The sequence below is a fragment of the Aeromonas sp. ASNIH2 genome, assembly GCF_002934795.1.
Taxonomy (GTDB): Bacteria; Pseudomonadota; Gammaproteobacteria; order Enterobacterales; family Aeromonadaceae; genus Aeromonas; species Aeromonas caviae.
This window is the reverse complement of record NZ_CP026406.1, coordinates 1,085,379-1,107,832: the sequence shown is the minus strand read 5'-3', so window position 1 is coordinate 1,107,832 and position 22,454 is coordinate 1,085,379. Positions and strand designations below refer to the sequence as shown.

At 60.1% G+C, this 22,454-nt stretch carries 16 protein-coding genes; 8 read left to right on the top strand and 8 right to left on the bottom strand.

Annotation, left to right across the window (positions count from 1 at the left end; all coding sequences use genetic code 11):
• Nucleotides 1–107: 107 nt before the first annotated feature.
• The 6 genes from C3F36_RS05050 to C3F36_RS05020 form a co-directional block, all read right to left on the bottom strand.
• Complete coding sequence (locus tag C3F36_RS05050) at nucleotides 108–1,130, bottom strand: LacI family DNA-binding transcriptional regulator (protein WP_041201452.1); 1,023 nt, start codon at nucleotides 1,128–1,130, stop codon at nucleotides 108–110.
• Nucleotides 1,131–1,269: 139 nt separating this feature from the next.
• The gene (locus C3F36_RS05045; RefSeq protein ID WP_039041337.1) at nucleotides 1,270–2,139 is read right to left on the bottom strand and encodes a MalM family protein; all 870 of its coding nucleotides are present in this window, start codon (nucleotides 2,137–2,139) and stop codon (nucleotides 1,270–1,272) included.
• A gap of 74 nt (nucleotides 2,140–2,213) precedes the next feature.
• A complete protein-coding gene (locus C3F36_RS05040) occupies nucleotides 2,214–3,503 on the bottom strand; it encodes a carbohydrate porin (protein WP_039041336.1) in 1,290 nt (429 codons plus the stop codon).
• 61 nt (nucleotides 3,504–3,564) lie between these two features.
• On the bottom strand, nucleotides 3,565–4,926 hold the full coding sequence (locus tag C3F36_RS05035; RefSeq protein WP_158656075.1) for a putative glycoside hydrolase: 1,362 nt from the start codon (nucleotides 4,924–4,926) through the stop codon (nucleotides 3,565–3,567).
• Nucleotides 4,927–5,736: 810 nt separating this feature from the next.
• Nucleotides 5,737–8,871, bottom strand: a complete 3,135-nt coding sequence (locus C3F36_RS05025) for a multidrug efflux RND transporter permease subunit (protein WP_104454612.1) — start codon at nucleotides 8,869–8,871, stop codon at nucleotides 5,737–5,739.
• 14 nt (nucleotides 8,872–8,885) lie between these two features.
• Nucleotides 8,886–10,043, bottom strand: coding sequence for an efflux RND transporter periplasmic adaptor subunit (locus C3F36_RS05020; RefSeq protein WP_199769666.1), 1,158 nt, complete (start codon nucleotides 10,041–10,043; stop codon nucleotides 8,886–8,888).
• Nucleotides 10,044–10,198: 155 nt separating this feature from the next.
• On the opposite strand from C3F36_RS05020, the gene C3F36_RS05015 reads away from it, so the two are divergent.
• Nucleotides 10,199–10,927 (top strand): response regulator, encoded by a 729-nt coding sequence (locus C3F36_RS05015; RefSeq protein WP_104454610.1) that lies wholly within the window; start codon nucleotides 10,199–10,201, stop codon nucleotides 10,925–10,927.
• Nucleotides 10,924–12,003 carry an ATP-binding protein gene (locus tag C3F36_RS05010; protein ID WP_104454609.1) on the top strand — a complete coding sequence of 360 codons (1,080 nt, stop codon included), beginning with the start codon at nucleotides 10,924–10,926 and terminating at the stop codon, nucleotides 12,001–12,003. The genes C3F36_RS05015 and C3F36_RS05010 overlap by 4 nt, the downstream gene beginning before the upstream one ends.
• A 144-nt stretch (nucleotides 12,004–12,147) precedes the next feature.
• Here the strand turns inward: C3F36_RS05010 and C3F36_RS05005 are convergent, their stop codons facing one another.
• Entirely contained in the window at nucleotides 12,148–13,638 is a 1,491-nt protein-coding gene (locus tag C3F36_RS05005) for a SulP family inorganic anion transporter (RefSeq protein ID WP_104454608.1), read from the bottom strand.
• Between the two features lie 575 nt (nucleotides 13,639–14,213).
• Here C3F36_RS05005 and C3F36_RS05000 point away from each other — a divergent pair.
• Nucleotides 14,214–14,978: a LuxR family transcriptional regulator gene (locus C3F36_RS05000; protein ID WP_041214665.1), complete on the top strand. Its 765-nt coding sequence runs from the start codon at nucleotides 14,214–14,216 to the stop codon at nucleotides 14,976–14,978.
• Between the two features lie 231 nt (nucleotides 14,979–15,209).
• Nucleotides 15,210–15,728 (top strand): type VI secretion system effector Hcp1, encoded by a 519-nt coding sequence (hcp1, locus tag C3F36_RS04995; protein ID WP_005332563.1) that lies wholly within the window; start codon nucleotides 15,210–15,212, stop codon nucleotides 15,726–15,728.
• Between the two features lie 62 nt (nucleotides 15,729–15,790).
• Here hcp1 and C3F36_RS04990 read toward each other — a convergent pair whose 3' ends face one another.
• Complete coding sequence (locus tag C3F36_RS04990) at nucleotides 15,791–16,036, bottom strand: hypothetical protein (protein ID WP_041211262.1); 246 nt, start codon at nucleotides 16,034–16,036, stop codon at nucleotides 15,791–15,793.
• A 45-nt stretch (nucleotides 16,037–16,081) separates the two neighbouring features.
• On the opposite strand from C3F36_RS04990, the gene C3F36_RS04985 reads away from it, so the two are divergent.
• Genes C3F36_RS04985 through C3F36_RS23750 form a run of 4 tightly spaced genes read left to right on the top strand, consistent with a single transcriptional unit; the run spans nucleotide 16,082 to nucleotide 22,441 of the window.
• Nucleotides 16,082–18,127, top strand: a complete 2,046-nt coding sequence (locus C3F36_RS04985; RefSeq protein ID WP_104454607.1) for a type VI secretion system Vgr family protein — start codon at nucleotides 16,082–16,084, stop codon at nucleotides 18,125–18,127.
• Nucleotides 18,127–18,996: a DUF4123 domain-containing protein gene (locus C3F36_RS04980; protein WP_104454606.1), complete on the top strand. Its 870-nt coding sequence runs from the start codon at nucleotides 18,127–18,129 to the stop codon at nucleotides 18,994–18,996. Before C3F36_RS04985 ends, C3F36_RS04980 begins: the two co-directional genes overlap by 1 nt.
• Nucleotides 18,993–22,166, top strand: a complete 3,174-nt coding sequence (locus C3F36_RS04975; RefSeq protein WP_104454605.1) for a T6SS effector BTH_I2691 family protein — start codon at nucleotides 18,993–18,995, stop codon at nucleotides 22,164–22,166. The genes C3F36_RS04980 and C3F36_RS04975 overlap by 4 nt, the downstream gene beginning before the upstream one ends.
• Nucleotides 22,166–22,441 (top strand): hypothetical protein, encoded by a 276-nt coding sequence (locus C3F36_RS23750; RefSeq protein WP_233759716.1) that lies wholly within the window; start codon nucleotides 22,166–22,168, stop codon nucleotides 22,439–22,441. The genes C3F36_RS04975 and C3F36_RS23750 overlap by 1 nt, the downstream gene beginning before the upstream one ends.
• Nucleotides 22,442–22,454 lie beyond the last annotated feature (13 nt).

Sequence of the window (22,454 nt, the reverse complement as noted above, 5' to 3'; positions counted from 1 at the left end):
TCGCTCGCTGGGCAGGTGGCTGACAAAAGAAAAGCGGCCCGAAGGCCGCTTTACGCTGATGCTGTGCAGGGATCTGATGCTGCGCAGGGAACTGCCCCGGTCTGTGTTCACCCCTTGTAGGGCAGTGTGGTATCACGCACCACAATGCTCAATTCGGGCAGTTCGTCCGAGTTCAGCTCCGTGTTCTCGATCAAACCCAACAGAGTCTTGACCATCTTGACCCCCATCTCGTAGATGGGCTGGCGTACCGTGGTCAATGGCGGGTTGGAATAAGTAGAGAAGGGTAGGTCGTCAAAACCGATGAGAGAGACATCCTCAGGCACCCGCAAGCCGCACTGCTTGAGCCCCAGAATGGCCCCGTAACAGGTCTGATCGTTGGCGCAGAAGATGGCGGAGAATTTCCGGCCGCTCTCCACCAGCTTCTTGACGGCATTGAGCCCGCCGACCTCGGCGAAATCCCCCTGGATGACCAGGGAGGGGTCATATTCGATACCTGCGCTCACCAGGGCCTGGCGATAGCCATGATGACGCTCGATGGCATCGTTATGATCCGGTAAACCGACGATATGGGCGATGTCACGATGACCCAGATCCAATAAATAGCGAGTCGCCATGTAGCCACCCAGCCGGTTATTGATGCTGAAGGAGTGTACCCGCTCGGTCATGATATTGTGACCTGTGGCCACAATCGGTATTTGCTGGGAAAACTCGAGCAGTGTTTGCTGATTGACGTGGCCGGTCAAAATAATAAGGCCATCAACCCGCCGGGCCACCAGCAGACGCAACCGCTCAACTTCTTCTTCCGCATTCCAGTGACCGCTGACAATCAGCGGCACATACTCCATGCCCTGAAGAGTGTGTTCAACACCCCGCAACATTTCGTTGGAAAATGGACTCTCCACATGTTGGGTCAAAACACCCAAGGTCATGGACTGACCCGTTTTCAAATATTGCGCCATCAGGTTGGGACGAAAATTCAATTCCTGAATGGCATCTTCCACCGCCTGACGTTTATCTGCGGCCACTTTGGCCGAGCCGTTCAATATCCGGGATACAGTGCTTGCCGAGACACCGGCTCGGCGGGCGATATCATAGACAGTGGCTTTTTTCTCCTGAGCTGACTTCGACATCCCCCCTCCGTACTCGACTGTGAAAACCCCTGGTCATGGCCAGTGTTATATGAATATCTTCTTAATAAATCAGCAAGTTAGGATACCCGTTTCCCCTGGTGGTGACAAGCGATGATGCGCCTTGCCAGGGGAGGGAATGCTACTGCTGGGCGGCAAAAAAGACCTCTTTTGCCTTGGTAAAACCGGCTTGCTCGGCGGCTTTGACCCAGGCGAGCGCCTGCTCATAGTTTTTGCTCTGAACGGCAGTGCGAATATGCTGATAATAATCCAGTTCACCCAACGATTTATCTGGTGAGACCATCACGGGCGATATGGTTTTTGCGATCTGCGTCGCATTTGCAGCGGGCTCTGCGTCCAGCGTCAAATATAGGCGTCCGGTAGCAGAGTGAGGCACTTCCACATTGATGAGGCGGGCGACATCCGTGGTGCGATCATATTGCATGGCGCGCTGGAGATCGTCCGGGTTGAGCCGGGTACTGCCCTGCATGTCCTTCGCCGTGGAATAGATCACCATATAGGCGGCCCGAGCGCTGCCAATGGGGGCCGGAATGGTGAATTCCCCCTGAATGTTCTGCCCTGAAATTAACGAACGACCGTCATAACTGAATGTGGAACCGGGAATGGTTTGAACGGCGTTGTATTGTTCATCCAGCAACAGGATGCTGGGCAGGAAGACGGTATAGTCGACCGGAATGGTTATTTTGACGCGAGTCGCCTGGCTGACTTCGGGCAGCGAGAAGGCCATTACATAGCTTTTGCCTGAATCAAATGCATAGACCTGGCTGTCGGTGCTCACATCGACCCAGCGGCTCTCCTGCCCGAGGGACTGGAAGCGAAGTTCCTTGAATGACTCGACCGCCACCTTGTTAGACAATTGTTCCCGACCTTGCTCAACCTGTTGCTGCAGGGCGGAGACTGCCGATCCTGGCGAATGCTCCGGGCCCATGCCGGCGCATCCGGCCATCAGCAGACTGACCAGGAAAGGCAGACACTGCTTCGTTCCCTTCATCGTGTTTCCTCGTATGCAATGCGGGCCCCCCAAGGGACCCGAGATTATAGTGCAGATAAGTATCGCGACCTAACCTACCACCACATGTCCGCCTGTACACCGACCAGGAAATCTTCCCGGTCTTCCTGCCAGGGGGTCTCGTTGTTGTGATCGACATAGGTCGTCAGAATGCGGATCTCCGGTGAGGGCCCCATGCCGGTATTGACGGTGAAGGTCGGCACTATGCTGACCTTGTGAGAGGTGCCACCCCGTTCGACGTTGTCGATGATCAGGTTGTTTTTCACATATCCGACTTCCGTCTGGATGGAGAAGAACTCATTGATCGGGAATACCGGGCGCAGAGATGCGGCATACCAGGAATCATGGCCACCCAGCTCGTAGTCGTTGTACTGATAGGAGAGGGTCGGCAGCAGATGAATATTGGCGCCATACCAGCCACCCCAGAGGAAGAGGCGGTAGGATTGATCGCCTTCCATCACCTTGGACTGGTAGGGTTTATAGCCATCCGCCTTGTCCTGCAGTGTCTTCTGATACAGGGAGCCCTTGCGATACATGGCGGTATTGGTCAGGTTGGCACCCAGCAAGTCCCCTGAGCCCAGCCCACGTCCTGCCTGGGCGATGAACTTGGAGAAGCCGCCCGGCATGAAGAAGAAGTCGTCGCGGGAATAGATGACGGTTCCTTCTGCCCCCTTGGTCGCATATTGCTTGTTATCGCCGGTGAACTCGTTGCTGGGCATCTGCTTGAGTGCGATCTCCATGTCCCAGGCACCGTAGAGGGCGCTGGTGTGGAGGGTGTGCATGGTGGCTTCAGTGCCATTGGCGCGGTCGGAGTGGCTGGTGTCGTTGCTGTTGATATAGGCAAAGTCCCACTTGCCACCCGCCATCTCCATGGCTTTGATGCCGACGCCGGTTCCCGAGTAGTCCGTGTAGAAATAGTCGGTGGTCCAGATGTAGTTCTCGCGGTCGTAATAGCGCAGGCCGCCCCACATGGTCCCGGTCGGGGTGATGCCACCCAGCTCCACATAGGTTTCTGACACACCGCTTTCGCGAGGCGCGGCTCGGGTTTGCAGGCCGTCGGCATCGGACTCCACCTTGAAGTGGATGTTGACCGACTTGTTGCTGCCCAGATCCCACAACTTGTTCAGGCCCGCTTCCCAGCTGTTGTCCAGCTCGGAGCCCAGGCGCCCCATGGTCTTGTCCATCTCATATTCGTACCCCGCCTTGGCGAAGTTGTCCTTGGCGTCAAACATCGAGCCGGCACGAATATAACCGTGGAAGCCAAAACTCTCGGCGGCATTCGATACTGCGGGCACTGCCAGCCCGCAACATGCCCCGACAAACAAGGCGAGTGACTTCAATTTCATCTTATTGCTCCAATCCGTAGAAAATTATTTTCAATCGATTTCTCGAAGATTCAATGCCTTGTCACTTGATCTGCTGGCAGGGCTGATTGCTGTCAAAGTCTGCCGGGATGGCTGTTTTCAGGGCCACGTTGGTGAAGGCGAAGCGCAGACCGGCCATGGAGTCCCAGGCCCCGCTCAGGTAGAGCGCCTTTTGCACCGAGCCTGTGTTGGCCGCCGGAATGAGAGAGGCGACCGGCAGGATGCAGCGGTACCAGGTGTCGTCATCGGGCACGATGTTGCTGTCCATGGTGAAGAAGGTGCCAAAGTCCGGGCCTGCGGTACCGTCCATGCGGATCTGGATGTTGGGGGAGTCACCGTAGCTGGAGACTTTCAGGTCGAGCAGCATGGCGCCGTCCTGATAGGCGGAGAGATCCCCATTGGCGCTGTCGGTCCCGAGGAAGGCGGCGCCATTGCCTGGCAGGTCCATGGTGATGACCTGGTTTTCATCGGTCAGGGTGCCGCCGAAGCTGGCTGCCGGGTAATCGGCGCTGCGGTCCTGGGCCTGGCTCTTGTCACCGGAGTAGTAGAGTGCGGCATCGGTGGCTACCAGCGCGGGGGCATTGTTGACGCCGGAGCCTGTGTCCGGATTGGTACCTGGATCGGTGCCAGGATCGGTACCGGGATCGGTTCCCGGGTCGGTGCCTGGGTCTGTGCCCGGGTCGGTAGCGCCGCCAGGCGCTTCACAGGTGACCGGGTCGACAACGGGCTTGGCCGAGGTGGTGAGCAGGTACTTGATGTTGGTGATTTCGTAGTTGAAGGCTTCCTTGGTGGCCAGGTGGAACGGTGTGCCCACAGTGGCGAGGTTGATGGCCGTGGCACCGGGGAAGGGCTTCATGCAGTTGATGGGCAGTGTGAGCGTTTCCCAGTCGCCCGAACCGGTCAGGGCGCTGGCAATGGGCAGGCTGCTGCGGTTGGGATACTCGTTGTCGATGGAGGCATTGAGCACTTCCGGCACCTTGCTCTTGGTCCGCAGCTGGAACTCGATGAAACCGGAGGCGTATTTGCTCAGGTTCAGAGGGGTGGCGGATTTGAGCATGAAGGTGCCATCTCCGTCACCGGCTACCTGCACATCGGCGGTGTCATCGGTACCGGCATTGTTGATGAGCACGGCGCTGATGCTGGTCATGGCGACGGGAGAAGCGGTGACCGGTTGCAAGCTCCAGTTGTCCTTCTCTGACTGGATGCTGGGGGTTGTACCCCCATTGGCACCGACCCCGAACAGGATCAGGGTGCTGTCGCCAGGGGGCGTGGTGCCACCGTTGTCGCCACCGTTATTACCACCGGTGTTGCCACTATTCGAGTCGATATTATCGGCCCCACCACACCCGCCAAGCAGGGCAGCGGCGATCAACGACGCCAAAAGTCCTTTTTTTGATGCATTCATACTGACCACTCCAATCAATGGGAAAAATATCCACCGCGATGAACCGTCAAGACTCAAACAGACGCTATGCAATCGATGCCAAGACAAATCATGCTGGCTTCATTTTCTTGAAATCGATTTCCAATGCAATGCTTATCCCCTGTGATGATCAAAGTTTGTGTTTCAAATCACAGAAAACGTGTCCTGACGACCAGCTGATGGGATGTGCAAGAAAGAGTTATCTTTAAATGAAAAGAGTTTATGATGTTGTTTTTAATGGTTTATTTTATTTTTCTCTTGAGACTGACGATCAGAGGGAAAGTATCGGAGTAGATCTGCAATGTATCTGAGGTGATTGCGATGTGTCGATTTCTGAGCAACACTTAAATTGACTTCGATTTCATTGTGTATTGCATGAGGACCAGGGTGTCATCAACCTTGCGGGGGCCTCTCCAGCGGTTCAGACACCAGGAGTGTCCAGCCTTGACTGGTGATGGCAGACAGCATGCAGTCGATGAGGCCAAGGGTGTCGGCCGTCAGAGCGATGCTGAGGCCGGGTTCCGGCAGGGTTGGCACCGACCCGGGATGGTGCAAGCCCCCTGTGCCAGATAGCAGATCGCCATCTTGGAGAAGACCAAGGATGCACCGGCGACGGAGGGCTGGACACAAACCCAGGAGAGGCAACCCGCGATAAGGCCGCCCCGCAACACCGGCTATGAACCACAGGCCCGGCACCATGGCGCGCTCATCCTCTTCGAAGGAACGCAAAATGGTGCCAGGCATGCATAGCATGATCATCGCCTCCCCAGGGCCAGCAAACCCGCGCAGCGGTCAGCATGATCGGTGCTGTGCTCGCTGTGCTCGCTGTGCCCGCCAGGCCTGAATGCGCGCCTGGGTGCCGATGACGAAGACAAAAAAGACCGGCACGAAGAAGATGGCCAGCAGGGTGCCGCTGATCATGCCGCCGAACACGCCGGTGCCGATGGCATGCTGGGTCTCCGCGCTGGCACCACTGGCAAGCATCAACGGCACCACGCCGAGGGTGAAGGCGAGCGACGTCATCAGGATGGGGCGCAGGCGCAGGCGGGCGGCGGTCACCGCAGCGTCAAGCAGCGAGCGCCCTTCGCCGTGCAACTGGCGGGCAAACTCCACGATGAGGATGGCGTTCTTGGCCGACAGACCGATGATGGTGATCATGCCCACCTTGAAGAAGACGTCGTTGGGCATGCCGCGCAGCATCACGGCCGCCACGGCGCCGAGCAGGCCCAGGGGGACCACCAGCATCACGGAGAGCGGAATGGACCAGCTCTCGTAGAGCGCGGCCAACACCAGGAAGACCACCAGCGCCGACAGCAACATCAGCAGGGGGGCCTCGGCCGCCGACTGACGCTCCTGCAGCGACTGTCCCGTCCAGGCCAGGGCGAAGCCTGGCGGCAATTGCGCCACCAGGCGATCCATTTCCGCCATCGCGGCGCCACTGGACACCCCGGGGGCGGCACTCCCGGAGAGACGCACGGCGGGGAAGCCCTCGAAGCGCATCATCTGTTGCGGCGACTGGCGCCAGGTCGGCGTCACCACCTCCCGCAGGGGCACCATGCCGCCGCTGGCATTGCGCACCCGCAGGCCGAGTACGTCATCGAGCTGCATGCGCGCCGATGCGTCGGCCTGCAGGATGACCTGCCGCATGTGCCCGCCGTTGGGGAAATCGTTGATGTAGAGCGACCCCATCGCCGCCGACAGGGTGCTGCTCACGCTGGTGAACGAGAGTCCCATGGCCTCGGCCTTCTGCCGGTTGATCTCGAGGTGAATGCTCTCGCCGGGGGGCAGGCTGTCGGGATAGACATCGCTCACCACCTCGCTTTGGGCCGCCAGTGCCAGCAGTTGGGCCTGAGCGGCCTGCAGCGCGGCCTCCCCCTGGTTGGCCCTGTCTTGCAGGAAGAGCGTGAAACCGGAAGAGGTGCCCAGTTCGTCGATGGCGGGCGGCAGCAGACTCATCACGGTGCCTTCCTTGCTGTTGGCCATGGCGGCCTGTGCCAGCACCGCCTCTTCGGCGGCCGTGGCACCATGGCGCTGGTCCCACTCTTTGAGCATGGTGAAGGCCATGGCCGCATTGGGGCCGGCGCCGGAGAAGCTGAAGCCCTGCACCACCAGATTGGTGTCGAGCGCCTCGCGAGAGGCCACATGGGCCTCGAACTCCTTGATGACGGCCAGGGTGCGCTCGCTGGTGGCGCCGGTCGGCAGCTGGATGGAGGTCATGAAGTAGCCCTGATCCTCGTCCGGCAGGAAAGAGGAGGGCAACTGGGTGGCGGCGATGGCCAGCACGGCGCAGAGGGCGGCGAAGGTAGCCATCATGCGTCCGCTGCGCCCGACCAGCCGGGTGACCCGAACGCCGTAGCCTGCGGTGAGTCGCTCGACGCCCCGGTTGAAGGCGCCGAAGAAGCCGCGCTTCTCATGGTGACTCGGGCTGACCGGACGCAGCAATGTGGCGCAGAGCGCCGGCGTCAGGGTCAGGGCGAGGAAGGCGGAAATCAGGATCGACACCGCCATCGACAGGGTGAACTGCTGGTAGATGACCCCCACGGAGCCGCTGCCGAACGCCATGGGGATGAACACCGCCGTGAGCACCAGGGTGATGCCGATCACCGCCCCGGTGATCTCCTTCATGGCCCGCGATGTCGCCTCCCTGGGCGATAGCCCCTGGGTGGCCATCAGGCGCTCGACGTTCTCCACCACCACGATGGCGTCGTCGACGATGATGCCGATGGCCAGCACCATGCCGAACATGGTCAGGGAGTTGATGGAAAAGCCGGCCAGCAGCATCACCGAGAAGGTGCCAAGCAGGGCGATGGGGGCGACGATGGCCGGGATCAGGGTGTAGCGCAGGTTCTGCAGGAAGAGAAACATCACCAGGAACACCAGCACCATGGCTTCCAGCAGGGTGTGGATCACCTTGTCGATGGAGACCTTGACGAAGGGGGCCGAGTCGAACGGGATCGAATAGGCAATGCCCGCCGGTAGGGTGGGGGCGAGCTGGGCGAGACGGGTGCGCACCGCATCTGCGGTACGCACGGCGTTGGCGCCGGGGGCGAGCTGGATGGCGGCGCTGGTGGCGGCCACGCCGTTCTCCCGGTTGGAAAAGGCGTAGGATTGCGCCCCCAGCTCGACCCGGGCGACATCACCCAGCACCAGCTTGGCGCCATCACCACCGGCTCGCAGCACGATGGCGGCGAACGCCTCGGGGGTCGTCAGCTGCCCCTGGACCGTGAGGGGAACCGTCAGGCGTTGCCCCGCCAGGGCGGGTTCGTCGCCGAGGCGCCCCGGTGCAATCTGCACGTTCTGCTGCTCGATGGCCTGCGCCACTTCGCTGATGGCCAGCCCGTAGGCGGCGAGCTTGCCCGGATCCACCCAGATGCGAATGGCCTGCTCGGCGCCGAACAGCTGCACCCGTCCCACCCCGTCGATGCGGCGCAGCTCCTGCACGATATTGCGCGCCATGTAGTCGTTCAGCGCGACCTCATTGAAGCGGCCATCCGGTGAAGTCATGCCGACCATCATCAGAAAGCCGGACGAGGCGGACTCCACCTGCAGGCCGGTTTGCCGCACCGCCTGTGGCAAGCGAGGCTCGACCGCCTTGATGCGGTTTTGCACGTCCATCTGGGCCAGCTCCGGATCGGTGCCCGGCTTGAAGGTGGCGGTGATCTGCGCGCTGCCGGAGGCATCTACCGACGACTCGAAGTAGAGCAGGTTCTTCACCCCAGACAGCTCGCGCTCGATAAGGCTCACCACCGCATCGTTCAGGGTCTGCGGCGTGGCGCCCGGATAGGTGGCATAGAGGGTCACCGACACCGGCGCCACCGAGGGGTAGCGGGAGATGGGCAGCTTGGGGATGGCGATGACCCCCGCCAGCACGATGAAGAGGGCGATCACCCAGGCAAACACCGGGCGATGAATGAAAAACTGCGGCATGAAATGTCTCCGATTCAACGGTTACCGGCGTCAGCCTGCTGGCTGACTGCGGGGGATTGCCAGGGATGGGCAATGACTTGCGTCCCCGGGGTCAGGCGGTCGATCCCCTCGATCACCACCCGCTGTCCGGCGTTGAGCCCGGACGTGATGCGGTACTGGCTATTCACCAGTTCAGCGGTGTTGACCGGAACCAGTTGTGCCTGCCCCTGGCCATCCACCACCCACACGCTGGTCTGGCCCGATGTGCGCACCACCGCCTGCTGAGGCACGCTCAGGGCGTTGGCATAGCGGGCACGGGGAATGCGCGCCTGTACGTAGAGGCCGGGCAAGAGCCGCCGCTCCGGGTTGTCCACCAGTATCCGCAGCAGTACGTCACCGGTCCCGGCATCCACCTCGATGCCGGAGAAGAGGATGTGCCCCTGCATGCCGAGCGGCTTGCCGTCGCTGCCGAGGATGTCCACCGCCAGTTCCGGTGTCGTCGAGCCAGCTTGCTGGCGCAGGGTGTCCAGCACAGAGGCCGGTTGACGCACATCGACGTAGACCTGATCGATCTGCTGGATCCTGGCCATGGGGGTGGCGTCGGTGGGGGACACCAGGGCCCCTTCACTCACCAGTGCCTGATCGATGCGCCCGGCGATGGGGGCTTCCACGCTGGCAAATTGCAGGTTCAGCTGGTGCCGGGCCAGGGTCGCCCTGGCCTGAGCCACGTCGGCGGCCGCCTGATCCCGCTGGGAGACGGCATCGTCATAGGTCTGGCGGCTGATGGCCTCGGTGCGCAGCAGCGGCACCAGACGGTCAATCTGGATACGGGCGCGGGCCAGCACGGCCTCCGCGCGCTGCAATGCGGCGGCGGCGCTGTCGACATCCGCCTTGAAGGGGGCCGGATTTATCTGGAAGAGCACGGTGCCAGCGTTGATCTCGGCACCCTGCTCGAACAGGCGGCGCTGCACGATGCCGCTGATCTGGGCCCGAATTTCGGCGCTGCGCACCGCGGCTACCCGGGCGGGCAGATCCTCGCTGATGACCAGGTCCTGTTCTGCCAGCGTCATCACCGACACCTGAGGAAGGGCCGGCGCATCTTGCGCTTGCGTCGCCCCATCGCAACCTGCCAATCCGAATACGGCAATGACGGCGAGCAAAGCGCCCGCATACCGCTGTTTGACAAACATCATATTCACCTCGTTAAACCGCCTCCCGGGCATGGTGTTGCCGCGAGAGCACATCGAGCGGGCATTATGGAGAGGGGCTATTGCGAATGATTCGAGGCTTTGTGGAGAATCCATGGAGGCGGTGATAAAGTTCAAACCCACCATTTTCGAGGCCGACCATGTCGTATCTTCCTGCTTCCGCCAACCCGGCGGCCCAGTCACTGGTACTGATTGCAGAGGATGAAGCCGAGATAGCCGACATCCTCGCCGTTTACCTGCAACGCCACGGATTGCGCACCCTGCATGCCGCCGATGGCCGCGAAGCCCTGGCCATGCACCAGACATGCAAACCCGATCTCCTGTTGCTGGATGTGCAGATGCCGCAGCTCGATGGCTGGCAGGTGCTCAGCGAGATCCGGGCCCGTGGCGACACGCCGGTGATCATGCTGACCGCCCTGGATCAGGACCTCGACAAGCTGATGGGGCTGCGCATGGGGGCGGATGACTATGTGGTCAAACCCTTCAACCCGGCCGAAGTGGTGGCTCGGGTACAGGCGGTGCTCAGACGCAGCCAGTCTGCGAAGCAGACCACGGCCCGGGTGCTGCGGGTCGGCCCCTTCCAGATCGATCTGGAGAGCCACGAGGCCAGCATTTGCCGCGATGAGGGGCAGCAGATGCTGGATCTGACCCTGACCGAGTTCAAGTTGCTCGCCTCCCTGATGCGGGCACCCAAGCGGGTGTTCAGCCGCGCCGAACTGCTGACCCACTGCCTGCCGGAGGGGGATACCCAGGAGCGCACGGTGGACAGCCACATCAGCAAGCTGCGCAAGAAGCTGGAGGCACAGGGCATCCAGGGGGTGCCCGCCAGTGTCTGGGGCGTCGGCTATCGCTTCGGGGGCGATGCATGACATCGGCCCCCGGCCTGCGCAGGCAAATCATCCGCTCCCTGGGGCTGATGGCGCTAGGCATCATCTCCCTCGCGGTGATCGGCACCTATGTGTTCTACGCCATTGCCGTGACCTATGTGCCTGGCAGCATCTCCGAGAGCTGGATGCCCTCCAGGGTCGAGATGATCTGGATTGGCTCGACCATTCTCATTGCATTGGGGATGGCACTGTACGTGGCGGTGCGCCTCTCTCGGCGCATCCTGACCCCGCTCAATTCGGTGGCGAACAGCCTGCGCGAGGTGGCAGAGGGCAAACTCGATGCGCGCGTGCCGCTGGATGAACAGGCGATCGGGGAGACGGCGCAACTGGTGCGGGACTTCAACACCATGGCCGAACGGCTGCAGAGCATGACCCGCGAGCGGGAGTTCTGGAATGCCGCCATCGCCCACGAATTGCGCACCCCGGTGACCATCTTGCGTGGCCGCTTGCAGGGGCTGGCCGAAGGGGTATTTCCGCCAGAGCGTGCGCTCTTTGAAGGCTTGCTGCGCCAGGTGGAGGGATTGACCCACCTGATCGAAGACTTGCGGGTACTCAGTCTCAACGACAGCGGCCACCTGGAGTTGCAACGAGAGGCGATCAGGCTGGCCGACGAGCTTGCCGTGGTGCTCGAGGCGTTTGCCACCCCTCTGGCCGCGAGCGGTTTCACCCTCAAGCGGGAGCTCGATGCCGAACTCTGGGTCTGTTGCGATGCACTTCGCATCCGTCAGGCCCTGATGGCGCTGCTGGAAAATGCCCAGAAGCACGCGGTGCCGGGCATGCTGACCGTGCGCCTGCATCGTTCGGGCACCCAGTGCATCCTGAGTGTGGAAGATGAGGGGCCTGGCATCAGCGAGGAGGTCGCCGCCCATATCTTCGAGGCGTTTCGCCGGGGGGATCCGTCACGCTCACGCAAGAGTGGCGGCAGCGGGCTCGGGCTGGCCGTGGTCAAGGCGATTGCCGAGGCCCACGGCGGCAGTGCGGTCTGCCAACCCGGCGGGCGGGGCGGCACCCTGTTCCTGCTTTCCTGGCCCCTCTTGCACCCTGACGGCAGGTCATGACCCCGCATTGCCCCATCGGTTGAGGATAGGCGCGCCGAGGCGCGTGTGTTGACTGTGATCCAACAGCCCAAAAAAAGCCCATCTCATGGGGAGAGACGGGCTTTTTTTATGGCTTGCAGGCAGCGCCCTCATGGGGCGCCGGGATCAATGCTCGGCCAGCAGGGGCTCTCCCTCCTGGCGTTTGTCGTGGATGGCAAAGCGATCGACCAGGGTGGCACTGGCGTCGTTCAGGCCGATGACCGCCACCTCTTTCCCCTCGCGGCGGAACTTGATGACCACCTTGTCGAGGGCCGTGATGGCGGTGATGTCCCAGAAGTGGGCGTGCGTCAGGTCGATGACCACCTTCTCCACTTCCTCCCTGAAATCGAAACTGGCCAGGAACTGCTCGGCGCTGGCAAAGAAGACCTGGCCCCGCACCAGATAGGTACGCACGGCGCCGCTGCGCTCGCTGTTGCTCTTGACCAGCATGACGCGGGCAACCTTGTGGGCGAAGAAGAGAGAGGCGAGCAGCACCCCCACGAAGACCCCGAGTGCCAGGTTGTGGGTCGCGACCACCACGGCGACGGTGGTCACCATCACGAGGTTGGTGGAGAGGGGGTGGCTCTTCAGGTTGCGTACCGACTCCCAGGAAAACGTGCCGATGGAGACCATGATCATCACGGCCACCAGGGCTGCCATGGGGATCTGACGGATCCACTCATCCATGAAGACCACCATCAGGATGAGCAGGGTCCCCGCCACGAAGGTGGAGAGGCGGCCGCGGCCACCGGATTTGATGTTGATGACGGACTGGCCAATCATGGCGCACCCCGCCATGCCTCCCAGCAGACCGGCGCCGATGTTGGCGATCCCCTGACCCTTGCACTCGCGGTTGCGATCGCTTGGGGTGTCGGTCATCTCGTCGACGATGGCTGCCGTCATCATGGACTCGAGCAGTCCCACCACCGCCAGCCCCGCTGAGTAGGGGAAGATGATGGCCAGGGTCTCCAGATTGAGGGGCACGTCGGGCCAGAGGAAGACCGGCAGGGTATCGGGCAGCTCGCCCATGTCGCCCACGGTACGGATGTCGATGCCCAGGGTGATGGCCACCGCCGTCAGGATGACGATGCACAGCAGGGGGGAGGGGAGCAGTTTGCCCACCACGGGAACGAGGGGGAACAGATAGATGATGCCAAGCCCGGCCGCGGTCATGGCGTAGACCTGCCAGGTGACGTTGGTGAGTTCGGGCAGCTGGGCCATGAAGATAAGGATGGCCAGGGCGTTGACGAAGCCGGTCACCACGGAGCGGGAGACGAATCGCATCAGGCTGCCGAGCCTGAGGTAGCCCGCCGCTATCTGGAAGAGGCCGGTGAGCAGGGTGGCCGCCAGCAGATACTGCAGGCCATGTTCCCTGACCAGGGTCACCATCAGGAGCGCCATGGCGCCGGTGGCGGCGGAAATCATGCCGGGACGACCGCCGACGAAGGCGATGACCACGGCGATGCAGAAGGAGGCATAGAGGCCGACCTTGGGGTCGACGCCCGCAATGATGGAGAAGGCGATGGCCTCCGGGATCAGCGCCAGGGCGACGACGATACCCGACAGCAGATCGCCCCGTATGTTGGAGAACCACTCTTGTCTTGCACGTTCCAGCATGGGGATTTTCTCGCTCGTTGAGGGTCCATGGCCACAGGCCCGCAAATCAGGGGAAATGGCGGGGATCACAGGGTTGCATTGGCTGTTGGTGGCCGGGTAAACCGACCGGTCGGCATAACCGGAGTCAGGCGGCAGAGGCTGCACAGGGCAGGGTCAGGGCGGCGTGACGGCCACCCCAGAGCACATAACAGGCATAAGGGGCGCATGTTAACAGCCGGTGCCAGGCCGGGGAAGCCCGTAAAGGGCCAGAAACGGGGGACGGGACACAAAACGATCGGCCTGTCAGTGACCAAGGTCTCATCTGGAAAGTTTATTATCCCTTCCCCGTCGAGTGCTGTTATATGATTGCGATGTTTTTTGCAAAAACTCGTGATTTTAATTCAGTTAAGTTCTGGTTATTGGTATTTCGCTCTGCGTCATGCCCTCCATCCCGCCGAGAGCGAGCCCCCGAGGCTAGTGGCGGGCCCTGAGATCAGGGTTTCACGGGTTCCGTTTCTATTTGTTGGCACGTGATTCAGCTCCCATTGGGTTTCATGAAAAACAATGCCGACACCATTTGAAAACAATTCGACAACATGGATACAAGCTACGCGTTAGATCTCATCTCCCGGTTCGAACAGGCCGACGATGAGCACACCATAGTGGCGTTGCTGCGCCAGTTGACGACACAGGCGGGATTTGACTACTTCAGATTGGCCCTGATGTCTCCCAGCACCATACAGCGACCGGATGTCACCATCTTCAATGGTTGTCCTCAGGAGTGGGTTGACGCCTATACCCAGGCCAACTTCTTTGCCATCGATCCCGTCGTCCAGCGCGGCATGGAGCAGAGCACCCCCATCCTGTGGGCGGATCTCATGGTGCAGGGGGTCTGTGACGATGAGCGCCTTGCGGTGATGACGCTCGCGCAGCAGGCGGGATTGCGCGACGGCATTACGTTTCCCTGGCACGGAGCCAACGGTCATGTGGGCCTGCTCTCCCTGATCACCAGCACGCCTCGCACCAGAGCGCAGTGGCTTTCCGCGGTGCCTTTTCTCAGCTGGCTATCCATGCATATCTTCGAGGCGGTGGTGAGGGTCTGTCTGGTAGGGGAGTCCTCTCATGATGCCCTGAGCCTGCGCGAGCTGGAGGTATGCCGCTGGGCGGCGGAAGGGAAGCAGACGAGCGATATTGCGCAGATCCTGGGGATCACCCCGCGCACGGTGACCTTTCATCTGAACAATGTGGTCACCAAGCTGGGGGCCAGCAGCAAGTGCCAGGCGATCTCCTGGGCGTTGAAACAGGGGGTGGTGAGGTTGAACGTAGAGCTGGCCGCCGTCGCCAATGTGGACGAACAGTAGTGTTCCCGTCGGATTGGCGCAAAAAATTGCGCGCATACCAGAATATTGAACTGCCAGTGCAATGACTGATGGTCAAACGTGTTGAAAAGTACAACTTATTGCGCCGAGCGTACTGCCTTGTGGGGGATTTTTTTATAACTGATTGAAATGTAATGGGTAAAAAGAGTGGCATGGACGCTGCTAACGGATTCGGGCGAGTGTCATAACCGTTCAACCATCAGGAGCAATTCCATGCCAACCCCATGTTATATCAGCATCGAAGGTAAAACCCAGGGCAACATCACCGCCGGTGCCTTCACCTCCGATTCCGTCGGCAACATCTTCGTGCAGGGCCACGAAGACGAGATGCTGGTACAAGAGTTCCAGCACGTCGTCACCGTGCCGACCGATCCGCAATCCGGCCAGCCGGCGGGTCAGCGTGTCCACAAGCCGTTCAAGTTCACCGTTGCCCTGAACAAGGCCGTGCCGCTGATGTACAACTCCCTGGCCTCCGGCGAGATGCTGCCGAAAGTGACCCTGAAGTGGTACCGCACCTCCGTCGAGGGCAAGCAGGAGCACTTCTTCAGCACTGTGCTGACCGATGCCACCATCGTCGACATCGACTGCCAGATGCCCCACTGCCAGGATCCGGCGAAGTCCGACTTCACCCAGCTGATCCAGGTCTCCATGGCCTACCGCAAGATCGACTGGGAGCACACCGTTGCCGGCACCTCTGGTGCGGATGACTGGCGCGCGCCGATCGAGGCCTGATCACCGATTTATTGATTGCCGTTGTTCCTTGTAGTGCACCCCAGGGCCTGATGACTGCCGTGTCAGCCGTCACCAGACCCGTGCAAGCTTTCTCCGACCCATTCAACCGGATGTGGTCGGAGCTTTTGTGTTTTGCCATCCGGCTGCATGGCGGCTGGATGGCAAAGCACAACGAAGGCCGGTCGCGCCATCTCCCACGATTGCCTTGTCAGATGAAAGCGGCGCTTCTCAGTTTGCACCGTGCCTTCCCTCGCGATGCTGATGGCGATGGTGACCCATCTTGCGACGCGCCTGATCTCAGACGTCATCCGTGCAGCTCCCGGGGCTGCGAACTGGCAGGTTAAGGAGCCCTCATGGCAGACAGCACAGGATTACAATTCACCGTCAAGGTGGGGGCTCTGCCCGAGAGCACCTTCATGGTGGCCGAATTTGCGCTGGATGAGGCGTTGAACCGGCCGTTCAACCTGCGCCTGGAGCTGGCAAGCGCCCAGCCCGACATCGACGTTGGCGCCGTGCTGGACCAGCCGTGCGAGCTGCTGGTGTGGTACAACGGCGAGCTGCAGCGCCGGGTGTGCGGGGTGGTCAGTGACTTCGCGCAAGGGGACAGCGGCTTTCGCCGCACCCGCTATCAGCTCATGGTGCAGCCAGCCCTGTGGCGGCTGTCACTTCGCCAGAACTCCCGCATCTTCCAGGCGCAAAAGCCCGATGAAATCCTCAGTATCCTCTTGCAAGAGCACGGCATCACCGACTACGCCTTTGCCCTGAAAAACGAGCACGCCAAGCGTGAATACTGCGTCCAGTATCGGGAGAGCGACCTCGATTTCCTCAATCGCCTCGCCGCCGAAGAGGGGATGTTCTACTTCCACGAGTTTGAAGCGGGCAAGCATCGCATCGTCTTTGCCGACGACGCGGCGGCATTGACTCAAGGCCCCGAGCTCTTCTTCAACCTCGGCAACCGCTCCCTGGAGCAGGGCCCCTATGTCCGTCAGTTCCACTACCGCGAAGCGGTGCGGCCCTCGGATGTGGAGCTCAAGGACTACAGCTTCAAGACCCCGGCCTATGGTCTCTCTCACAAGAAGCAGGGCACAGAGCTCGAACACCAGCGCGATACCTACCAGCACTTCGACTATCCGGGTCGCTACAAGCAGGATGGCAGCGGCAAGGCGTTTGCTCAGCACCGGCTCGATGCGCTGCGCAATGATGCTGTGGCGGGCAGTGGCAAGTCGAATAGCGCAGCCCTTATGCCGGGGCAGAGCTTCTCGCTCACCGAACATCCCAACGGTAGCCTCAACACCGACTGGCAAATCGTGCGTATTCAGCACACCGGCTTGCAGCCACAGGCGCTGGAAGAGGAGGGGGGCAGCGGCCCCACCGTCTACCACAACGAGTTCGGGGTGGTGAAAGCGAGCACCACCTGGCGAGCGCGCATCGGCAGCCCGGAAGTCCCTCATAAGCCCATGGTGGATGGCCCGCAAATCGCCATGGTGGTGGGCCCCGACGGTGAGGAGATTTACTGCGACGAGCACGGCCGGGTGAAGCTGCAATTCCCGTGGGACCGCTACGGCAGCTCCAACGACCAGAGCTCCTGCTGGGTGCGAGTCTCCCAGGGCTGGGCTGGCGGTCAGTACGGCATGATGGCCATCCCGCGCATCGGCCACGAGGTTATCGTGAGTTTCCTTGAAGGGGACCCCGACCAGCCCATCGTGACCGGCCGCACCTATCACGCCACCAACCGGTCGCCGTATGAGCTGCCTGCCAACAAGACTCGCACCGTGCTGCGCACCGAAACCCACCAGGGGGAGGGTTTCAACGAGCTGCGCTTTGAAGACCAGGCGGGCAAGGAAGAGATTTACATCCACGGTCAGAAAGACCTGAATGTGCTTATCGAAAACGATGCTGCCTGGCATATCAAGCACGACGAACACAGGGACATCGACAATGAGCGGGTGACCCGCATCAAGGCCAATGATCACCTCACTGTGAACGGTGAAAAACGGGATCACATCAAGGCCGACTATTCCCTGACCGTGGATGCCAGCCAGCACCAGAAACTGGGGCAGTCCCTGCTGGTGGAGGCGGGGTCCGAGGTACACCACAAGGCGGGCATGAAGATCGTGATGGAGGCGGGTGCCGAGCTGACCCTCAAGGTGGGGGGGAGTTTTGTCAAAATCGATCCGAGCGGTGTCACCCTCTCGGGCGGCTCCATCAAGATGAACTCAGGCGGCAGCCCGGGTTCTGGCTCTGGCTGGGGTGGCCAGATGCCGATCCAGCCCGGAGCGGTTGAAGTGGTGGCGCCACCGCCGCCCATGGACCCCGCACGTCAGATTGCGACGCTCAAGTCTGCCGAACCTGTGTGCGAGATCTGTGAACAACTAGCCAGACTGGAGGGTGGTGGCTGATGACCATGGCTTTCGTCGCAGAGCGTCCCGACATCGAGCTGAACAGTGGAGAGCAACTCTATCTGTTGCTCGATGGGGCGCGCATTCCCGCGCTGGAGCGCGCGTTGTTCGAGCAGGACCCATCGCCTTCCTATCAGCCCGTTTACCTTCACGCCCCCTGGGACAGCTTGCGAGAAGTGAGCCCCTGTCTGGTCTGTGCAACGCCCAATCTGCTGGATTGGTTTATGCAAAACCGCGATGCATCATGGGGTTACCTGTTGTCGTCCCCTCTTTCTCTGTTGCCGTTGGCCGAGCGATTGCGTGGGCTTATCGAGGTGGAGAGTCCCTATGGCAGCAGGATTTTGCTCAAGCTGGCCATGCCGGAGACCATGTGGCGGCTGTTTATGGATGATGAACCCTGGCTTTGGCAGGGGGTGGCTCAAGTCTGGATCCCGACCCGGCAAGGGGAGGGGCAGGTGTGGCAGCACAAGGTTGCCGCGCCTGGAATGGGGTCCCCCATGGGGGAGCGCCTGCGACTTTCCGATGCGCAGTGGCGCCGTCTGGGAGAGGTGAGCTGGTTGAACACCCTCGATGGGATAAGAGCACACATGCACACCTGGTTTGGGGCTCGCATGCTGACGCTGCCAGAACCCATGGCCTGGATTGCCCATTGGGCTGATTACGCCTATGCCCAGGGATTCGAGAGCGAGCGGGATCTGCTGCTGTTTTTCAATGTGATGGGGTATCTCGGCAGTGACTGGTTTGATGAAGATGAGCATCCCCGGATCAAGGCGTTGATTACCCAGCGTTCGCCCCAGACCCCTTCGCAACGTATCGAGCAGGCCGCCGAGCTTGCTGCCGCATTGAGCAACAAGGATCAAGACGCATGAATACGCCCAATCAAGCCGCCCAGTGTGCAAACACGACCGACAGCAAGAGCCCGGCAGGAGTCTGTCCGCTCAAGAACAAGAAGATTGCCATCATCCCGGTGCGTTATGCCCTGGATGAGCTGTTCTCCCCGCCACAAAAGCAGCCTCACCCAGTCCCCGCCGGAGCAGGCTTTGTGGTTCCTCTCAAGTTGAAAGAGAGCGGTTATGCCTTGCGCCAGTTGCGTGATGGCTGGCTCTATGTGTATGACGAAAAGACCAAGACATTTGATGAGTACGAGATAAAGGGAGCGACCTTCATCAGCCAGAGCAAGGGAAGCAAGGGGCATCTGCTCTACCCGGCGAGCCATACCCTCTCCCTCGCTTATTCTCCCCAGCGCTGGACGGGGCGTATCAAGCATGAGATGGAAAAGAGCGGCGGTTTGCGCACCACCTGGATGCGGCAGGTGAAACTGGGCAGTTTTGCCAGCACCATGAAGGCCCCTCATTGCGGTCTGCCAGATGTGCTCGACAAGGTTGCGGACCTGGGGATGTCCAACAAGGGATTTGTGCTCTCTTCTACCCCCCTTGCCAAGCCTGCCGAGGAGGACAAGCAGGGGATCAAGTTGCTGGCTCACAAACCTGCGAGTTCACCGACTGCCTACAAGGCGGGCATACCGGATCCCAAGAGCGCCATGGTGGTTGCTCTGGAGGACCCGCTGGCCGACCTTGCCGACCTTTCCATGAAGGTCAATCAACTGCTCGCCAAGCGCGAAGCACTGCTGGGGAAAGATGATGCCACTATCAAGGTCAACAGCCACAAGCTGATGATGGCGGAGGTCACGCGCAACCTGGCCAGGGTGAGGCTCGACGAGAAGGAGTTGCCCGCCTCCGTCAGGGGCAATGTCGCCAGGACCCAGGCCTTTGAAGAGGCGCTGGATGATTATCTTGGGGATCGCTACCTCGCCGACATGGAGAGCATGACGGCAGAGCCCGGGATGGTGCGGTTCAACTCCCCCATGGAGAAACGGGCTGATGAGAAGCTGAAAATCTTGCGGGAACAATATGGTTTCAATCCATCTCAAAAACAGGTTTCCCAATGGAAAGAGCGCGCAGCCTTCCAGGATGAGGTCAACTGGAGCGGGCTCAATGCGTTTATCAAGCAGTATCAGGTGCCACTCAATGAGCTGGGTCTGGCCCTGACGCGAGCTCATGAAGACCTGTTCAACGGTGTGACCCGCCTCAAGGCCGATCCGCTGCCCTTTGGTCTGGACAACAGAACACCCAAGGGACAAGCCTATCTGCAGACCCTGTTTGCCGAGGCCGGGCCGGTTCTCTCTCTTAGCTGCCACACGGAGGAGAGGAAGAAAGCGCTGGAGAAGCTGCTGGGTGAAAAGAGCCGCGACAACTTGCTGGCGCTGGCCCCTTATGGCTTTGATGCCGCGTTGCACAAGGGATTGAGCGAGCTGACGGTAGACAATGTCTGGCTCAGCACCTCCTCTGGGGATATGACAGCTCTCTTTAGTCGTATCGCTGAACTGGAGACATTACTGGGGGAGGAGAGGCTCAAGCAGAAACCCTGGTTCCAGAAGGTGGAAGCCGTGATCGGCGCGATGAAGGAAGCGGGAAAATCCATGGCCAAGGGGGCTCACGCCCAGATCATGGCGGCCATCTTGCCCCATGCCTGGAAGAACAGCCTGGCGGGCAACCTCAGACTGGTACTGCTGGAATCCCTGCTCGGCGACCAGCCGCTGCAGGTCAACCGAGACTATCGGATGCTCCACAACCGCTTCCAGCAGAAGGTCTGGATCATTGTGAAGGAGATGTCGGCCATCAGCTCCCCCCCTCCTGGGCGCAGCACCACGGTGAAGGCCATCAACGGTCAGCTAAAAACCTTGCAGCAACAGCTTGATACCCTGATTGCCAGCGAAATGCCCCTGCTGGTGAAACTGAAAGGCGATCTCTACCAGCAACAAGCCAGACAATATGTTGGTGACTATCTGGCGGGCGTGCGTAGCGGCGTGAATCAACGCATCACGGCCATGAACGAGAGAATTCCCAATCTGGCGACCTTTGGCGGGCTGGTTGCCCTGCTCAACCTCTGGAATCTGACAGTGGTCATCGCAGGGACGGCGCAAAACGCCCAGTCCATCGGTCGGGAACGGGCAAATATGCAGCTGGGCTCGGCCTTTGCCTGGACGGGCAATGCCATCGCCGCGCTCTATCAGGGGGCTGTGTGGGGAGAAATGAAACAACTACGGGCAGGAGAAAAAGCTCTAACATCCATATCAATAAAAAATGCATCAATCGGTGAATATGCAGGAATGGTCAAATCTTTTTCTTTACGAATGTTGGCTTTCTCAAGTCTTGGGGTTGTTGCCGCAGGGCTTGAAGCATGGGATAGCGCCTTGGCAAGTCAGGATCCTTTAATCAGTGGAATAGAAAAATCGTTATTGGTTGCTAAAACCATTGTGTTAGGGGGGCAAGCCGCTATTTTTGGTGCTCAGACTATTATAGCTTTAGGAAGTATGGGGGGCACGAGTATAACGATTGGGGCTGTTTTTGCCCCGTGGATGATTATCAGTTTGTTTGTATTAGGTTTTGCTTATTTGTTTTTGGTGATGCTGCTTAACATTTTTAAACGATCGGATCTGGAGAAGTGGTTGCTGCAATCAACTTGGGGCAAGCAGCCTGCCAACTGGTCTGCCGAGGATGAACTGGCTCGCTTCGAGTTGCTGGTCAATAAACCGGGAGCCAGCTTGACTGTGGTTCGCTCCAAGCCTCAGGGGTGGATGGACACAGGTCGTTCCCAGTGGCAGTTGCAACTTTCACTCCCTGCCCATTTGCGAGGACAAACCATAGGGTTAAATGTCACTTCTCAACCACTTGCCAGTGCTGGTCAGATGATCCCCGCGCGCTCCAAACAGGAGCTGGACCGTTATCTGGCGGCAATGAAACCCAAGATGATAGAGACACTACGAGGGCGTTGGGATGATATGGTCTATTCCCTGCCGCTGGGTGTGGATACCAATTCGGCCATCAAGCTGGAACTGGGCTATCTCGGGGGCATGATTCAGCGGGAGTTTATTTTCAAGGGCAGCAGTAGCAGTAGCGGTTCTGTTACATTAAATGGCTACAACGGCGAACTAGACACAATGTCTGCGTTGGTAGTTGGCAATAGGGAAAATAAATAATGGACAAGGTGAACGAGGCAATCGAGGTGGGTGAGCAGGAAACCCCTTTCCATCTTCTAGCGCATGAGGAGCAACAACGTATTATCGATGCTAATCAAAAAAGGGTGCGTGAGGCTCCTACGCTACATGAGTGGAATATTAGAGTTAGAAATCCCCACGCTTGGCTGATCATATCAATACCAATAGGGATATTGATCTTGATTGGCGCTTGGTTAGCGTTAGGAGATAACATGGCCTCTATAGGCTGGGGGTTTATTATTATGGGGGGGGGCTAGCCCTCTATTTTCG

What these genes read in the sequence shown, in the direction of transcription:
- C3F36_RS04990 (WP_041211262.1), bottom strand. Translation starts at nt 16,036, where the DNA reads ATGACGTCTGAGATCAGGCGCGTCGCAAGATGGGTCACCATCGCCATC.
- C3F36_RS05010 (WP_104454609.1), top strand. Translation starts at nt 10,924, where the DNA reads ATGACATCGGCCCCCGGCCTGCGCAGGCAAATCATCCGCTCCCTGGGG.
- C3F36_RS04980 (WP_104454606.1), top strand. Translation starts at nt 18,127, where the DNA reads ATGACCATGGCTTTCGTCGCAGAGCGTCCCGACATCGAGCTGAACAGT.
- C3F36_RS05050 (WP_041201452.1), bottom strand. Translation starts at nt 1,130, where the DNA reads ATGTCGAAGTCAGCTCAGGAGAAAAAAGCCACTGTCTATGATATCGCC.
- hcp1 (WP_005332563.1), top strand. Translation starts at nt 15,210, where the DNA reads ATGCCAACCCCATGTTATATCAGCATCGAAGGTAAAACCCAGGGCAAC.
- C3F36_RS05025 (WP_104454612.1), bottom strand. Translation starts at nt 8,871, where the DNA reads ATGCCGCAGTTTTTCATTCATCGCCCGGTGTTTGCCTGGGTGATCGCC.
- C3F36_RS04975 (WP_104454605.1), top strand. Translation starts at nt 18,993, where the DNA reads ATGAATACGCCCAATCAAGCCGCCCAGTGTGCAAACACGACCGACAGC.
- C3F36_RS05035 (WP_158656075.1), bottom strand. Translation starts at nt 4,926, where the DNA reads ATGAATGCATCAAAAAAAGGACTTTTGGCGTCGTTGATCGCCGCTGCC.
- C3F36_RS05005 (WP_104454608.1), bottom strand. Translation starts at nt 13,638, where the DNA reads ATGCTGGAACGTGCAAGACAAGAGTGGTTCTCCAACATACGGGGCGAT.
- C3F36_RS05000 (WP_041214665.1), top strand. Translation starts at nt 14,214, where the DNA reads ATGGATACAAGCTACGCGTTAGATCTCATCTCCCGGTTCGAACAGGCC.
- C3F36_RS05015 (WP_104454610.1), top strand. Translation starts at nt 10,199, where the DNA reads ATGTCGTATCTTCCTGCTTCCGCCAACCCGGCGGCCCAGTCACTGGTA.
- C3F36_RS04985 (WP_104454607.1), top strand. Translation starts at nt 16,082, where the DNA reads ATGGCAGACAGCACAGGATTACAATTCACCGTCAAGGTGGGGGCTCTG.
- C3F36_RS05040 (WP_039041336.1), bottom strand. Translation starts at nt 3,503, where the DNA reads ATGAAATTGAAGTCACTCGCCTTGTTTGTCGGGGCATGTTGCGGGCTG.
- C3F36_RS05020 (WP_199769666.1), bottom strand. Translation starts at nt 10,043, where the DNA reads ATGATGTTTGTCAAACAGCGGTATGCGGGCGCTTTGCTCGCCGTCATT.
- C3F36_RS05045 (WP_039041337.1), bottom strand. Translation starts at nt 2,139, where the DNA reads ATGAAGGGAACGAAGCAGTGTCTGCCTTTCCTGGTCAGTCTGCTGATG.
- C3F36_RS23750 (WP_233759716.1), top strand. Translation starts at nt 22,166, where the DNA reads ATGGACAAGGTGAACGAGGCAATCGAGGTGGGTGAGCAGGAAACCCCT.